Here is a 16515-nt window from a genome sequence, read left to right as displayed (position 1 = left end):
AAATGAGCCGGGTTACGCACAATGAAGATACAATTCAGAGGCTCAAGGTGGGATGCAAACATGTTCAAACATCTTTTTGCTTCCATGAATGACATGTTGGACGAAGTGATGTCGCAGTACTCTTCCGCTTCCGGTTCCAAGAAACGTGAGCTTCATGAAAAGTTGCGCGCACTAAAGGCGATGAGCGACGATTGTATCGAAGAGTGGCTGCTGCTTGAGGAGAAAATGGGGCAGTTTATGAATGCCAACAGCATCAGTTTATCGGGGCCGGCAGCCTTAGGCGCGGATCCGTTTGACCCCGAAATAGCGGGGAAACGATCGGATCTGTTCATTCGGGGTCAAGGCTTCTATAAGCTGAGCATGTTTGAAGAGGCCATTCAGGAATTTGAGGCGCTCATACAGAATGAGCCGAATTTTACCCTAGGGCGTATTTATTTGGCTATGTCCTATTTAAAGAAGGGCGATGCAGAGGAAAGCTACAGCCAATTTCAGTTTCTGTCTCAGCTTACCGAGAATTTACAGATGAAGGCCATTTCCTTCAATGCCATGGGCTGTATTCAGGCGCAAAATCAGAATTTGGAGAAAGCCTGCGAGTATTTCAATTTGGCTTACCGGACCGACCCTTCCAGCGTCGAACCACTGATCGAGCTCGGGATGTGCAAGGAAAAGAAGGGCGGACTTCAGTTTACCTTCCCATCCGGCCGGCATTCGTAGGCAGAAGATAACTATTCCCTTTTCCGCTCCGAACTGATATTCTATAGGAATAGAGAGTGGAAATGAAGGGATTGACCATACAGCAATGAAATTCGCCGTATTGGATTTTGAGACAACGGGAAGCACGTCTTCCGATCGCATTATTCAAGTAGGTCTGTGCATTGTTAACGATTTAGAGATTTCGGACAGGTATACTTCACTGGTCCATCCAGGGATAAGTATACCTTCTTCAATTACAGCCTTAACCGGCATAGATGACGAAATGGTAAAGGATGCGCCTTCGATCGATTCCGTAATTGCCGAGATGGTTCCTCTGCTGCAGGATAGCGTCTTGGTAGGACATAACGTCGGTTTCGATCTTAGCTTTCTCCAGAGGGCTCTGGATGAAGAGGGGTATTACCCGTTCGACGGACGAGTGCTGGATACGATGGATACCCTTCGTATGCTGTATCCCGGTTTGTCCAGTCTGCAGCTGAGCATGGTATGCCAAGCCTTCGACATCGTTCACGAACGGCCGCATCAGGCCGATAGCGATGCCGAGGTGACTGCCTTGATTTGGCTTCGCTGCATGGAACGGCTGCAATCGCTTCCCCTGCTGACACTACAGCGGCTGGAGATGGTTTTTGAGGATCAGGTTGGCGATCTCGGTTGGTTAATTCACGAGCTGCGCACTTACAAAGAAATGCACGCCTCAGCCGGCTCCGATCCTCATGAAGACCGCTACTTCAGGCAATTCGCCTTGAATGTAAGCGATTGGGGTGAAGAGGAGGAGGAACGGGATCCTCAGGAAATCAAACGAATGCCGGATGATTTCGGAGCCTTCTACACTCAGTTGAAGGCCTTAATGCAGCAAAGCTTCGGCGCCTATGAGGAACGGGAGTCCCAGGTGCAGATGCTGAACAATGTGGAAAGCGCGTTCCAGAAGGAACAGCACCTCATGATTGAAGCGGGTACGGGGACCGGGAAATCACTCGGTTACCTGATTCCCTCCCTCTATTACGGGCTGAAGAACGAGAAAAAGGTTGTCGTATCCACCCACACGATCAATTTGCAGGAACAGCTGCGCGAGAGGGATATCCCTCTGCTCAAGGAGCTGTTTCCCGTTCCATTCAAGGCGGGAATTCTTAAGGGACGAAGCCATTATCTTTGCTCTCGCAAATTCGAGGCGAAGGTCAATACGCTGGACTTCGAGAACGGCCGCGAGGACCGCGTTACCGCGGCGCAAATGATTGTATGGCTCGGAGAAACGAAACACGGGGATGACGAAGAGCTTCATTTCTCAGGCAAGGGCCAGCAGTTTTGGTATTCGGTCTCCAGCGACGCTGAGTCTTGTTTGAACCGCGCATGTCCGTGGTTTAAAAAATGCTTCTATCATCGAGCAAGGCACGAAGCCAACAATGCGGATGTCGTTATCACGAATCATTCCTTATTATTTACGGATGTTGTGGCGGAAAATCGCGTGCTGCCGGGGTATAAGCATTTGGTCATCGATGAAGCGCATCACTTTGAGGAAGTGGCCAGCAAGCACTTGGGAATTGAGCTTCATTATCATGGGCTCTCCGGTACGCTGCTATGGCTCTATAAGGATGCGCGTACAGGACAGCTCTCCCTGCTCAAGCAGAAGCTGGCCCGGTTCGAGAAGGATATTACGCAGAAATGGTGCTCGATGATAGAGGAAATCGTTCCGAGGCTTATCGCTTTGAAGGAGCAGTGGGATGAGCTGACCGAGGTTCTTTATCAGCTGCTGGCGTCCCGGAGCGATGCTTCGCAAACCGAAGGCAATACGATGGTGCTTCGGCTGAGAAAGGACAGCCTGCCGAACGGCTGGGATAAGCTGATGATTATGGAAGAGAACATGCAGCTTCATTTTACGGAAGTGAATAAGAAGCTGGATCGTCTGCTTACGGAAGTTAAGGAGCTGCAAGATGAGTATGACGCCGCAAGCCTTGTCACGGACTTAAGCGGAACCGTGAAACAGCTGTTTCGACACAAAGATGCGCTGCACTTTTTCATGACCATGGCAGATGAGAATTATGTATACTGGCTCGAAGCGGGTCATTATAATAAAGCGCGTTCGCTTCAGCTGAGCAGCGTGCCGATGGATGTCAGCAGCCTGCTGAAGCAGTACTTCTTCGATGCGAAGGAAAGTGTTGTGATGACCTCGGCAACTCTCTCCGTCGGTAAGTCCTTTGACTATACCTGCGAGCAGCTTGGACTTCAGACAAAGGACGACAATAAGCTGGTGACCGTTCAGCTGCCGTCTCCGTTTAATTACCGTGAGCAAGCCTTGGTGGTTATTCCGAGGGATTTTCCAAGTATTCGGGGCAACGTTGGGGAGAAGGAGTTTGTGGACAAGCTGATTCTATCCCTTGCGGAGGTCGCCCTTGAGACCAAGGGACGCATGCTGGTGCTGTTTACCTCCAACCGGATGCTGAAGGCAGCTCACGCCGGACTTAAGGATATGCTTTCTCCCTTCGGCATTCAGGTGCTGGGACAAGGCGTAGACAGCAGCAACCGAAGCAAGCTGACACGGATGTTCCAGAATTACCCCGCAAGCGTATTGCTCGGCACCAGCAGCTTCTGGGAAGGGGTTGACATTCCGGGGAATGCGTTAAGCTGCCTGGCCATTGTCAGGCTTCCCTTTCAGCCTCCGAATCATCCGCTGGTGGAAGCGAAAACGGAGAACCTCAAGAAGCTGGGCCAAAACCCATTCATGAAGCTTTCCGTACCGCAAGCGGTCATTCGCTTCAAGCAGGGCTTCGGCCGGTTGGTTCGAACGGCCTCCGACCGCGGCATCGTGCTGGTGTATGATACTCGCGTGATCGATACGAACTACGGCAAATATTTTTTATATTCACTGCCGGGCCCCAAAATAGAGCATATGAACACCAGTCAGCTCGTACCGAGAATTAAGCAGTGGATGGGTGAGAAGGAACAATGAAAACACCGAAAATTTCAGAAGCGGTCGTACGTCGGCTGCCGATTTATTTACGATTTCTAAATGAATTAAGCAAAAATCATGTTCAAACGGTATCCTCGCAGGATCTGGGACAAAAGCTTGACTTAAATCCTGCGCAAATCCGGAAGGATCTTGCCTACTTCGGCGAGTTCGGAAAAAAAGGGATCGGGTACGACGTTGATTACCTCATTGAGAAAATAAGACAAATTCTTAAGCTGGATAAAGTTATCCCCGTAGGGCTTGTAGGAGCGGGAAACCTGGGGAGAGCTCTCTGCAATTATAATGCCTACTTGAAAGACAATATGAAAATTGTAGCGGTGTTTGACGCTCATGATTCGAAGGTTGGGGAATCCATAAACAACCTGAAGGTGAAGCCTATGAAAGAGCTGAAGACTACAGTTGAGGCGCACCGCATACGTATAGGAATCATCACAGTTCCGGCCGTAGAGGCACAGCAGGTGGCGAACCAGTTTGTAGAGGCCGGAGTAGAGGCGATTCTGAACTTTGCTCCAATTATCATCAAGGTTCCCGCCGACGTTCGTGTCCATCATGCGGATTTCACAACCGAGCTGCAAAGCTTGGCTTACTATTTGGATGATGAAGCAGATAAATAAAAATGAAAAAGCCCGGTCAACTCTTAGGAGTGACCGGGCTTGTCTGTCTTACGAGAAGACGAAGACAACCTTGTACAACAGGAAGGCGAGAATCATACTAATCGGGATCGTAATGATCCATGTCATGACCATTCGTGTCACGGTCGCCCACTTCACGTCATGGAACCTCAAGACGGCTCCAGAGCCGATAATGGAGGAGGAAATGACATGGGTCGTGGAAAGCGGCATCCCCATGGCCGTAGACGTCTGAATCACAATCGATGAGTTCAAATCGGAAGCGAAGCCGTTGATCGGCTCGATTTTTAACAGCTTGCGGCTCATCGTTTTGATAATTCTCCAGCCCCCGATGGAGGTGCCAAGACCCATGGCAGTCGCGGCCGAAAGCTTAACCCACAAAGGCACATCCAGCGAGCTTTGGTATTGCAGCGCGACTAAACCGAAAACGATGATACCCATTGCCTTTTGTGCGTCATTCCCGCCATGGGAGAAAGAAAGCAGCCCGGCGGAAAGGATTTGGAAGAACCGAAAGGTTCGATTGAGCTTGGATCTGGAATTATTACCGGATACAAGTACGATTCTCTTAATGATCCACATGATGATAAATCCTGTAGCAAAAGCCACGATCGGGGACAGGATCAAGATCACGATGATTTCCTTAAAGCCCGCCCAGTTGACGGCCTGGATTCCGGCGCCGGAGATAACGGCGCCTGCCAAGGAGCCAATCAAAGTATGCGAAGAAGAGGAAGGAATCCCATAGTACCAAGTGAGCAGATTCCAGATGATCGCGGAAAGCAGAGCGGCGATAACGATATAAACTCCATTTTCGATCGTAGCCGGGTTGGCAATTTTACCGCCTACGGTTTTCGCAACCTCCGATGAATAAACGGCGCCGACAAAGTTTAGAACGGCAGCGTAAATGACAGCGAATCGGGGAGATAACGCCCGGGTAGAGATGGACGTAGCAATGGCATTGGCCGTATCGTGAAACCCGTTGATGAAGTCAAAGAGCAGGGCAAGGGCAACGACAACGATAATTAAGGTTAACATGATTTCCTCCTACGTTTACTGTAGCGCATTCCCGCGCTTTAGCTTAGGAATAACGGAGTACGACGCTATCCAAAATATTGGCGACGTCCTCGCAAGCATCGGTTGTTTGCTCCAGGCGCTCATACAGCTCTTTCAATTTGAAATCATGATAAGGATCCGTCGGGTTTTTGAAGATGTCGCGAATACCCTCCCGCATGAGGCGGTCGCCTTCGTTCTCCAAGCTGTTGATTTTGACGGTGTGCTCCGTAATTTGCATATATTTCTTCTTGGCAAGGAGTTTAAAGGCATCCAGAATGTGCTGGCAGCTGGCAACGATGACAGCCGAAAACTCCTGCATATATTTATCGGAAACATGCAGGTCCATATAATCGAAACGGGCAATGGTTGCCTCGATGCCGTCAAGCACATCGTCTACCTTGGAGGTAAGCTCAAGGATATCCTCACGGTCGAGCGGAGTTATGAAAACCTTGTTCAGACCCTTGAAGATGGTGTGCGTAATTTCATCGCCCTGATGCTCAAGATCACGCAATTGCGGGTAGTACGTTGCGGGGGATTCGTTGCCCATAACCGCTGTGCGGAACATTTGAGCTGCGTGAAGCGTGTTCTCTGCCGCCTTGATAAGAAGAAGCAGGAAATCCGTGTCGTTCTTTTTGGTGAAAAGCATGGATGAAAATCCTCCTTAGGGATGGAAATATATATTGATTAACAAAAGCTTAACAATATCGTTCGAGTTATGTAGACAAGAATCCTCAAATTTACACAAAATTAAAAATAACATAGGTGGAAGGGGCAATGCAATCTTAGTTTATCCAAAATAAGATATGTACATGAAATGAGAATCATTATTCGAAAGTTTGTAATAAGTTGATTTTGCCCCTGTAAAGTTGTACAGTGAAATCGATATGCTCAAAAGCAAGGGGAAGGATAGATACCAATGGCAAAAACGATCATTACCAATGGAACCTTTATTACTATGAATGAAGAGACACCGATTCTCCAAGGATGCCTAATAATGGAAGACAATCGGATCTCTTACATCGGAACGAATGCTCCTGAACCGATAAATACATACGATCACGTAATCGACGGGAAGGGAAAGCTGTTCCTACCGGGCCTTGTGAATACCCATTGCCATGCCGCCATGTCTCTGCTTAGAGGATATGGCGATGATATGGCTCTCCAAGTATGGCTGGAAGAAAAAATGTGGCCGATGGAGGGACAATTCACGGCGCATGACGTGCGTACCGGCACAATGCTGTCCATCCTTGAAATGGTAAAAAGCGGCACTACCACCTTCGTAGATATGTACGACCATATGAATGAAGTCGCGAAAAGCGTTGAAGAAACGGGAATGAGGGCTGTCCTCACCCGCGGCGTCATCGGGCTGTGTCCTCCTGAAGTGCAGGACGCCAAGCTGAAGGAAGCGGTACAGTTCGCCAAAGATTGGAACGGACAGGCAGGAGGACGGATCACGACCATGATGTCACCTCATGCGCCGTATACGTGCCCTCCCGATTACATCGAGCGGATCGTAGCTGCTGCTCATGAGCTTAATCTTCCGATCCATACGCATATGTCCGAAACAGCCAGGGAAGTGCAGGGGAATGTGGATCAGTACGGACTACGGCCGGTTGCCCATCTCGAAAAGCTGGGAGTATTCACTAGACCGACTCTGGTAGCCCACGGCGTACATTTGACCGATGAAGAAATCAATGTTTTGGCCAAATACGATGTGAGAGTGTCCCACAATCCTAACAGCAACCTGAAGCTGGCCAGCGGCATTGCCCGTGTACCGGAGCTGCAGCGCGCAGGAGTGCTGGTGTCCCTGGGCACGGACAGCTCGGCAAGCAATAATAACCTAGATATGTTCGAGGAAATTCGCTTGGCTGCTCTTCTGCATAAGGGAGTCACCGGTGATCCGGTTGCGGTGCCTGCTTCCGCCGCGCTGCGCATGGGCACGCTTGACGGGGCACGTTCGATCTGGTTGAACGATGTAGGTGCGCTGCAGCCCGGCATGAAAGCGGACATGATCGCCGTAGATATCGAGCAGGCTCATTATTACCCAAGAACGAATTACATTTCTCATGTCGTGTACGCAGGCAGCGGCAAAGATGTAACTGACGTGTGGGTGGACGGCAAGCAAATTATGCGCAAGGGCGAATGCTTGACGATTGATGAGGAAAAGGTTTTGTTTGAAGCACAGCGCTGCTTTGAGCGGTTGACGGGAGCTTCCTCGTAAGCCGAACGAACGGCGGCGGGAGGAGGTAAGCAAGTTGATTGCAAAACGTTGGAAGTGGATCACGTTGATAGTGGTTGCGGTCTCGCTTGGAATATTTCTAAGTGCAAAAATGTTCACCGGCATTATGGAGCCGGAATGGTCGGTCCAGCGTGCAGCCGTTCAACAAGCTTATGAGAAAACGATTCTTGCTAAGGCCGACAAGGTGGAACGGTTTGTCGGGGACCAAATTTATACGGTGATACAAGGGAAGGACAAAATCGGGCAGCCCGTTATCGTCTGGGTATCGGAAAACGATATCCGTACCGAAATGGCTTCCTCCGGTATCACGTCGGAGCAGGCGAAGCAAGGGCTGCTTTCCCAGCAGCCGGATGCCGAAATCCTGCGTATACAACCGGGTATTCTGGACGGACAGCCGGTTTGGGAAGTGTTCTACAAACGCGAGCCTGAGGGAGAGAAGGAAAAGCACTATTATACGTATTATAAGTTCACGGATGGTTCTTTGATCGATACATGGAGGCTCAATATCCAATAAGGGAGGGAATGGGGGTGAAGCGTCACGCTGTTGTTGCTATCATGAGTTTGCTGTTATTGTTAGGCTGTCAGCAGGGGAGAGAGCTTTCACCTGCCGTCCTGCCTGATAAAGCGATGCCACCGAAAGGGAATGAGGCATGGCCTCCGGGTAAAACTCAGCTTGATGAGCAAAAGCCGCGAACTTCAAACAAGCAGCCTTTTCGCTTTATTGTGATGGGGGACAGCCGCGGCGGCATCGGCGATGCTATTAATGAAGCTACACTGCGCCGGCTGCTGCAGCAGCTCAAGACGCTTCAGCCTCAGCCTTCGTTTATCTTGTTTACCGGAGATCAAATCAAAGGGAGCAACGTTGATGCGGAGCTCGCAGAATGGAAAAATATCGTCGATGATTATTATCCGGTCCATTTGTATTACCCTACCTTAGGCAATCATGATGATGACGAAGAGTTATTCAGTAAGCACTTCGCTTATTTGCCTAACGAACAGCTGGAAGGCTATCGGAAATCGGTGTATTCATTTGACTACCAGGATGCACGTTTCGTTGTGCTCAATTCCAATCGGACGAATGAGAAAAAGCAGTATATTATTGATGACAAGCAGCTGGCTTACTTGGACGATCGTCTTCAAACAAGCGACAAATCCTATGATTTCGTAATATTTCACGTTCCGGCCTACCCTGCCAGTGCCCATTTCGGAAAATCTCTAGATGCGGATCCCGTTCGGCGCGATGCTTTGTGGGGCTTGCTTGACCGCTATCAGGTTACGGCGGCTATGGTCGGTCATGAGCATAATTACAATCGGCGGACGGTAGACAGCTCCTTTAACCAGCAGTTCAAGCATTCCATTTATCAGCTGACGGTCGGAGGAGCGGGAGCACCGCTTTATTCAACGGTAAAAGATAAGAAAAATGTGATTGCCGGGCCGAACCCGGTGTATCATTATATGGTGGTTGACATTGGTGCAGGAAAAGCTGATTTCAACGTATATGATGCGGACAATAAGTCCATCGATCGCTTCAGCGTATCCGCGCGAGCAAAGGAATGAGTCTGGGCAAGCTTCCACACATTACATCCGCATAAGTGATAGATCATGTGCTATACTCTGAGTATAGCATTTTTTGTTGCGTATAAAGATGTTTATCTAAAATATATTCGTAGAAAGGGGGACGTTAGCTTATGAAGTTACGTCTCTTACCTGTTATATTGAGTGTTGTCGTGTCAGCCAGCGTATTGTTCGGCGGATATTTCGCATATCAAAGTGTTGCCATGGAGAACCCGCTGCAAAATGTGGTTACCAGCATTCCGGGAGTGGAGCTGGTCCAAATGAACTTGAGCGGAACGAAGGCGGAATTGGAGCTTAAGCTGGCTTCCGATACGAGTCTGCGTGATGTATATCAACAGATTCAGAAGCAGGGCGCATCCGTCATTGGAGATAAGCAGCTGCTCGTCACGATTGCCGGCGATTCTTCGCCGCGGCTGGAGCAGTGGTGGTCCTCGGCCTTGTTTGAGGTTGCGCAGGCCATGGAAACGAAGCAATACGCGGATATTCCGAAATCGCTGCAAGCGAAAGCGGAGGCGTCTGGGGATGGACTGACCGTCTCTACGGAGATGGATGACAAGTATGTATATGTCACACTGAAAGACGGTGAATCCAGCAAACATATCATGCTTCCTCGGACACCGGCAAAAATGGGGGTGTGGCCGAATGAGTAAATATGGTAAAGAAATTTTACTGGGATCGATCCCGGTTTTGATTTTGTTTCTAGTATTCCTTGGGGTGAATGTCATTCCCCTTGTATTTATGTCTGCGATTTTAGGTACGTTTCTCTATATGAACCGTGCTCGCAGCGGGATGAATGTCGGTTCGGAACGGAAAACCCGCAGCAAGCAACCCAGCTTCCTGACGTTCGAGGATATCGGCGGTCAGGACAGGGCGAAGCGGGAGCTTCAAGAGGCGCTCGATTTCCTCATCCGGGCTGAGGACATCAAGAAGCTCGGAATTCGTCCTATGAAGGGGATCCTGCTTACCGGACCTCCGGGGACGGGGAAGACGTTGATGGCCAAAGCTGCAGCGCATTACACGAATTCTGTATTCCTGGCGGCTTCCGGTTCGGAATTCGTCGAGATGTACGTCGGTGTAGGTGCGAGCCGAGTCCGCGATTTATTTAAGGAAGCACGTGCGAAGGCAATTAAGGAAAACAAAGAAAGTGCGATTGTTTTCATTGACGAAATTGATGTGATTGGCGGCCAGCGGGCCGGAGGCCAGCAGCGTGAATACGATCAGACCTTGAACCAGCTTCTTACGGAAATGGACGGTATTCATACGAGCGAACATCCGCGCGTGTTGATCATGGCCGCTACGAACCGTAAAGAAATGCTGGACAGCGCTTTGCTTCGTCCAGGACGCTTCGACAGACATATTGAAGTGGATTTGCCCGACAAAAAAGGACGTATGCATATTCTGAACATTCACTCCAAAAATAAACCGCTCGCGGAAGATGTAAATTTGGAAATGATCGCTCAGGAAACGTTCCATTTTTCCGGTGCCCAGCTGGAGAGCGTCATGAACGAAGCGGCGATCTACGCGATGCGCGACAATAGCGAGCTGATCACGCAGAAGCACTTGTCGCTGGCGGTGGACAAGGTGATGATGGGCGAGAAGACCGACCGTGAATCGACCAAGGAAGAGCGTGAGCGTGTGGCCATTCACGAGCTGGGTCATGCGATCGCGGCCGAGGTGTTGAAGCCGGGATCCGTGTCACAGGTCGCTCTAAGTCCGCGGGGAAAGGCGCTTGGTTATGTGCGTCATAATCCGCAGCAGGATCAATACCTGTACACGAAAGAGCAAATCGAACAGCAAATTATGGTTGCCCTGGGAGGAGCCGTTTCGGAAGAAATGTTCTACGGCGGCCGTAGCACCGGTTCGCGCAACGACTTCGAGCAGTCTCTGAATATGGTGCGGACGATGATGGATTCCGGCCTTACTAAGCTTGGCATTATCGACAGAGATATGGTGACGAAGGAAGAGCTGATGAAAGAAAATGCTTCGATTCTGGAGGAGCTGACCGCTTCTACAAGAGAAATGCTGGAGCAATACCGTCAAGTATTCGAGCAATCGCTGGATATTTTGATTCGTGAAGAGACGTTAACCGGCGAGCAGTTCCGTCAGCTTCTAAGGGAACAGACGGACAGCAAGCATATTGCCTAGATCTAATTAAGCCATGAGGCGCAAGGAGCGCTTCATGGCTTTTCTTTTTATAAAGGTGCAACTTTTCTACAAAAAACAAGTCTAATATATTGGTAGATTTCGGCACAAAATGATAGAATTCGTGTAAAAGAGAAACCAAGTTACAAACGTTTACATAAATGACATATCCATTCCAATACATAATGAACGAGGTGCATGATGAGATTTGTAGCTTATTGGTGTTCGTTGCTGATTACCTTATCCTTGCTGATCGCGGGTCAAGCTTCCGCCGCGGAAGCTCAGATTCAATTGTTTCTAAACGGAAAGGCGCTGGTGAGTGAAGTCCCGCCGAGGATCATAAAGGAGAATACGATGGTGCCGATCCGCGTCATCGCAGAGTCGGTCGGTGCGAATGTGACCTGGGACGGTAAGCAGCGGAAGGTTGGAGTGAGTAAGGAGGATACCAATATCCAGCTGACCATAGATAAGGCGGATGCCGTAGTGAACGGCAGCGTGCTTCGTCTTGAGTCGGCGCCCGTCATTGTAGAAGGGAATACGCTCTTGCCGCTCCGCTTCGTTAGTGAGCAGCTTGGCGTCAAGGTGACCTGGGATGAGCTGACCCGCTCTGTATTTCTCTTTCAATCCGAAGGCACGGATGTAGCACAGACTGGCGCGGACAAGCCACAGGCAAGCGCAGGCTCCCAGGACAAACCGTCAGGCAAGCCTGTCGAGAAGCCTGCCGATGTACCGGCCTTCGTTCCGAGCAGCCCGGATAAGGTACCTGCGGGAGAGACGGCCAAGCCTTCCGCAACAGCTCCCACCAAGCCTGATGTGGCAGTGCCTGGGAAGACGGAGGAGCCGGTCATCATTAAAGCTGTTAACGTGACCGGGGACAAGCTCTCCATCAATACTGCAGGCGGCATGGTGAAGCCGAATGTGACCATGAAGGCGGAAACGAATCAGTTGATCATCGACATGCCCGGTACGGTGCTCGATAAGGAGACGATGAAGACAGCCGCAAATGGAGAAGGGAAGATCGACATCAAAGCCGACTCCGTCTCGCAGGTTCGTTATTTGCTATTTGCAAAAGAGTCTTCAATCGTTAGAATAGTAGTAGATTTATCGAAAAAGGTAGATTGGAAGCCTATCGATAAGCCTGCCGCAGGCGAGTATGCCTGGAAGCTGATCCCGGTTAAAACCAAGGCGCTTGTGGTGATTGATGCAGGTCACGGCGGTAAAGACACGGGAGCCATTTCTCAGGCTACCAAGAGAAGGGAAAAGGACTTCGTTCTACCGGTGAGTATTAAGGTCGCTGAGCTCCTGGCCAAGGAGCCGCAGATTGAAGTGAAGCTGACCCGCTCTGACGATACGTTTCTGGAGCTGGCCGAGAGAGTCGCTATAGCCAACGAGCAGAAGGCGGATGTATTTGTCTCTGTCCATGCCAATTCCACTACCAAGGAAACGATTCGCGGCACCGAAACGTATTACTATACGGAGCAAAGCCTGAATTTTGCCGAAATCATGCATAAACATGTGCTGGAAGCTACAGGCTTTCCGGACCGCAAGGTGAAGCAGGGCAATTTCCATGTCATTAGAAATACAGAGATGCCTTCGGTGCTGCTGGAGATTGGATTTTTATCCAATCGAACGGAAGAGTCGACGATGTTTCAGGAGGACTTCCAGCAAACGGTTGCCGCTGCTATTGTGGCCGGGATCAAGGAACAATTACATCTAAAATGACAGAGGAGTGAGTGAAGGATGGCTAAAACCAAATGGATTCAGACAACAACCGTTGCTGTCGTCGCTCTGCTTTTGGCAGCCGGATGCGGCCAAACGAAGCAGCCTGCCCAGGTTCAGGGCAATGCAGGTACGGCTGCTCCCTCCCAAACGCAGGAGAATGCCAAACCGCCCGCTCAGCAGGCGCCGGCAGCCCCGCAAACCCCGCAGGAGAAGCAGCTGAAGATTAAAGCTTACTATGGGGATTCCGAGATGGAGAAGCTTCTGGAGCGTGATGTAACCATTTCCTATAAGCAGGATTCGGATAAGTATGCTGCGGCGCTTCAAGCTCTGCGTGCTAGTGAAGACAGCAAGTTGACTCCTCTATTTAAGGGGATTGAATTCAAATCCGTGTCGCTCAAAAACGGTCAGTTGAACGTAGACATTACCATCCAGCCGGAAGGCAGACTGGGCTCCGGAGGGGAGAAGCTGCTGCTGGATGCACTGGGTCAAACGGTGTTCCAATTCCAGGAAATTCAAGCTGTGGATGTACTGGTGGACGGCAAGCAGGTGGAGAGCCTTATGGGGCATATGGATCTGCCTCACCCTATCAAGAGGAAGTAGCTTTCAAGCAAGCACTAAGCAGAGGAACCGGCAGATTTTGAGAGGAGCAATCGTAATATGAAAAGAAGACGAAATAAGCAGCTGCGAAAATTATCCGCCACGGTACTGGCGGTTTCCTTGTTAATGAGCAGTACGGCCTATGCCGATACGATAATTCCATCGAGCACTACACCATCGGCGGCTGCGGCCGCCGGACTGGTACTCAGCTTCTCCGATGTAACGGCACAGCACTGGGCCATTAAGCACGTTACAAAGCTAGCTTCGCTAGGTATCATTCAGGGCTACGAGCGTAATGAATACCGTCCCGAAAACTCCGTTTCGCAGCAGGAAGTCATTGTCATGGCGCTTCGGATGATGGGACTCGAGAATGAAGTGAAACGGAGCCGCACGGAAACGGTGCTTCCTTTTGCCGTAGATGATTTCTTTAAGCCTTATGTAGCTTACGCTTTTGACAAAGGCTTGATCACCGTTCAGGAAGAGACGCAAGGGACGACAACCAAAACGGCATGGGGCTCCAGAGAAGCGACACGGGAATGGGTGGCCAAGCTCGTTATTCGTGCCATCGGGAAACAGGCTCTGGCGAATCAGCTGAGCTCGGCGCAGACGAGCTTCTCGGACGGACAAGAATTCTCCTCGTGGGGGGGAGGATACATTAACGCCGCCGCCTCGCTAAAGATCGTCCAGGGCTTCGAGGATAACAGCTTCCAGCCGAAGGGTAAAGTGACGCGGGCGCAGATGGCAACCTTCCTCAGCCGGGCGGATGCGCATATGACGACGCGCTCGGAGCGTGTCACGATCGGTTATGTCATGGAGCGAACCGACAATAAGCTGGTGGTACAAAATGCGATCGGGGAACAGTACGATTTCAGCCTGTCGGCGGATACCGTGTTCTACAGCGGCAAGGACGACAGCCGCATTCCTTCGACGAATCTGAAAATTACGAATGAAGTGTACGTAGTTTCGTATGGCAATAATGCTTTATACATAGAGCAGACGAACGATCAAGAGAAGCTTGAGGTTTTCGAGGGTACGCTGAATGAGGTGTTCGTCAACCAGATGGTACTGTCGCTTCAGCAGGCGAACGGGAAAAATTTATTTGAGCTGGACGGCAAGGTAACGGTTACCGATGCGGAAGGCCGCGGCTTGAGTCTCGGCTCCATTGTGCCTGGCAGCATTGTCGAGTTAAAGCGAAATCCGCTTGTCAAGAGCACAAAAATTACGCAGGTTGTAGTGAAGCAGGCTCCGGTGAGCAAGGTGGCGGAAGGAACCGTAGTCTCCGTCAACCGTGAGCAAAACCAAATCACGTTCCTGGAAGCGACGGGAAATCAGAACGAAACGTATCCGATATCGGCTAGAGTGTTCGTAACACTTCCGGACGGTTCGGCTGCAGAGCTATCCAAGCTGCGGGTGGGCGATTTCGTATCCTATGATGTTAAGGCCAATGAACTCGCCTCCGTTACCGTCCGCAAGCAGGCCGATGTTACGGTCAGTACTCAGGGCAAGCTGGTGAGCATTAACCATGACAGCCGCATCCTGACGGTAACGGACAGCTCTTCGAAGCTGGGGTCGTATTATCTTGCCGATAACGCGATCGTGGAAATTGAAGGACTGACGAACCCAAGCTTCTACGACATCGAAGTGAATGACGATCTGCGGCTGGATATTTTGAATAATAAGGTAGTGAAGGCAACCGTGACCAGCCGTTCGGTGGCTCCTTATGTGTTCGCCTCCATCCTGAGCTACGACCCGGATACGAAAGCGCTGATGATTTCTACCGACAACGGCTCCATTGCCGCTTACCGGTTAACGGATTCCACCATCATCAAATACGGAGAATCCACTCTGCCGTTAAGCAACTTCCAATCGATGTTCACGAAGGGCAAGCGTGTGGACCTGAAGGTTTCCAAGGATAAGGTCGTATCCATTCAGTACACGTTGGCCTTGGAGGGAACCGTATCTTTGATTAACGCCGGGGCTACTACCGCAACGCAGGGAGAAATTACGATTCGCACGGCAAGCGGACAAAGCATCGTGATGAAGACGAACTACAGTATTGCTGTAGACTCGCAAAGCAAAGCGAACGGCACGCTGGCCGATTTGAAGGTGGGAGACAACGTCAAGGCAACGCTTAGCTATGGACAGGACTACGTGACGGCTATTGCGGTCAAGCGGGTAGGCGTCTATAAGACGATTATGACAAACGCTTCTTCGCGGCAAGTTACGGTGAAGGACGAAACCGGTGCGAACCATATCGTTGTGGTCGATACGGACGACAAGATCGTCAATCCGGGGAAAGCCACCCATGCTTTCTCGGATATTGCGGTTGATGAGTATGTGAAGGTTTCCTATGACGGCTCGAAGCTGGATAAGGTCGTGCTCATGTCGACGACGCGAGGCAAAGTGACGGCGGTGGATGCGGCAGCCGGTACGATTACCGTGCAGGACTTCGCGAACGGTGTGCAAGTCGTTCCTGTAGGCCAGCAGTATATCATTAAGCAAAACGGCACAACCACGGCGGCTCTTACGAATATTAAGGTTAACGATCGTGTGGAAATTGCCAAAGATGCGAATGACAAGGTGACGATTTATGTTGCGACGGCGATGAAACGGACCATTCAGTCCTATGATGTCGTGTTGAATACCTTGTTCCTTAAGCCTGCTAACGGCGTTACCCAAAATTCCTTTAACTTCTTTTCTAAGGCGTATTTGCACAAGGGAACGCAGCAAGTGGCCGCCAATGCCTTTATGGAGAACGAAGAAGTGACGATCTATTTAATTGACAACAAAATTGTGGAAATTGAGAAATAATCGGCCTTATTGTGTAACCTTTTTTATGGAAAATCCGTCTAAAGCGGCATAGGGCTGCGAAGACGGATTTTCTTTTT

The 16515-nt window shown here is 50.3% G+C and carries 13 protein-coding genes; 11 read left to right on the top strand and 2 right to left on the bottom strand.

Annotation, left to right across the window (positions count from 1 at the left end):
• Positions 1–60 precede the first annotated feature (60 nt).
• From QMO62_RS08190 to QMO62_RS08180, 3 genes are all read left to right on the top strand, one after another.
• Complete coding sequence (locus QMO62_RS08190; protein WP_284640160.1) at positions 61–714, top strand: tetratricopeptide repeat protein; 654 nt, start codon at positions 61–63, stop codon at positions 712–714.
• A gap of 85 nt (positions 715–799) precedes the next feature.
• Positions 800–3655: an ATP-dependent DNA helicase DinG gene (gene dinG, locus QMO62_RS08185; protein ID WP_284640158.1), complete on the top strand. Its 2856-nt coding sequence runs from the start codon at positions 800–802 to the stop codon at positions 3653–3655.
• Positions 3652–4287: a redox-sensing transcriptional repressor Rex gene (locus tag QMO62_RS08180; protein ID WP_284640157.1), complete on the top strand. Its 636-nt coding sequence runs from the start codon at positions 3652–3654 to the stop codon at positions 4285–4287. The genes dinG and QMO62_RS08180 overlap by 4 nt, the downstream gene beginning before the upstream one ends.
• Positions 4288–4335: 48 nt before the next feature.
• On the opposite strand, the gene QMO62_RS08175 is transcribed toward QMO62_RS08180, so the two are convergent.
• Both QMO62_RS08175 and QMO62_RS08170 read right to left on the bottom strand, forming a co-directional pair.
• Positions 4336–5334, bottom strand: coding sequence for an inorganic phosphate transporter (locus QMO62_RS08175; RefSeq protein WP_284640156.1), 999 nt, complete (start codon positions 5332–5334; stop codon positions 4336–4338).
• Positions 5335–5377: 43 nt separating this feature from the next.
• Positions 5378–5998, bottom strand: a complete 621-nt coding sequence (locus tag QMO62_RS08170) for a DUF47 domain-containing protein (RefSeq protein WP_284640154.1) — start codon at positions 5996–5998, stop codon at positions 5378–5380.
• A 270-nt stretch (positions 5999–6268) separates the two neighbouring features.
• On the opposite strand from QMO62_RS08170, the gene QMO62_RS08165 reads away from it, so the two are divergent.
• The 8 genes from QMO62_RS08165 to QMO62_RS08130 all read left to right on the top strand — a co-directional run bounded on the left by QMO62_RS08165 (position 6269) and on the right by QMO62_RS08130 (position 16438).
• Positions 6269–7573 carry an amidohydrolase gene (locus QMO62_RS08165; protein ID WP_284640153.1) on the top strand — a complete coding sequence of 435 codons (1305 nt, stop codon included), beginning with the start codon at positions 6269–6271 and terminating at the stop codon, positions 7571–7573.
• Between the two features lie 34 nt (positions 7574–7607).
• Entirely contained in the window at positions 7608–8105 is a 498-nt protein-coding gene (locus QMO62_RS08160) for a cell wall elongation regulator TseB-like domain-containing protein (RefSeq protein ID WP_284640151.1), read from the top strand.
• 41 nt (positions 8106–8146) lie between these two features.
• Entirely contained in the window at positions 8147–9148 is a 1002-nt protein-coding gene (locus QMO62_RS08155; protein ID WP_284640149.1) for a metallophosphoesterase family protein, read from the top strand.
• Positions 9149–9279: 131 nt separating this feature from the next.
• A complete protein-coding gene (locus tag QMO62_RS08150) occupies positions 9280–9816 on the top strand; it encodes a hypothetical protein (RefSeq protein ID WP_284640148.1) in 537 nt (178 codons plus the stop codon).
• Positions 9809–11311, top strand: a complete 1503-nt coding sequence (locus tag QMO62_RS08145) for an AAA family ATPase (RefSeq protein WP_284640147.1) — start codon at positions 9809–9811, stop codon at positions 11309–11311. Before QMO62_RS08150 ends, QMO62_RS08145 begins: the two co-directional genes overlap by 8 nt.
• Before the next feature lie 195 nt (positions 11312–11506).
• Entirely contained in the window at positions 11507–13030 is a 1524-nt protein-coding gene (locus QMO62_RS08140) for an N-acetylmuramoyl-L-alanine amidase (RefSeq protein ID WP_284640146.1), read from the top strand.
• Positions 13031–13048: 18 nt separating this feature from the next.
• The gene (locus QMO62_RS08135; RefSeq protein WP_284640144.1) at positions 13049–13630 is read left to right on the top strand and encodes a GerMN domain-containing protein; all 582 of its coding nucleotides are present in this window, start codon (positions 13049–13051) and stop codon (positions 13628–13630) included.
• 57 nt (positions 13631–13687) lie between these two features.
• Positions 13688–16438 carry an S-layer homology domain-containing protein gene (locus QMO62_RS08130; RefSeq protein ID WP_284640143.1) on the top strand — a complete coding sequence of 917 codons (2751 nt, stop codon included), beginning with the start codon at positions 13688–13690 and terminating at the stop codon, positions 16436–16438.
• The last annotated feature ends 77 nt before the right edge of the window (positions 16439–16515 follow it).

Source organism: Paenibacillus silviterrae (assembly GCF_030167925.1).
GTDB lineage: Bacteria > Bacillota > Bacilli > Paenibacillales > NBRC-103111 > Paenibacillus_G > Paenibacillus_G silviterrae.
The sequence above is the reverse complement of the archived record's forward strand: the minus strand, read 5'-3'. Positions and strand labels throughout refer to the sequence as shown.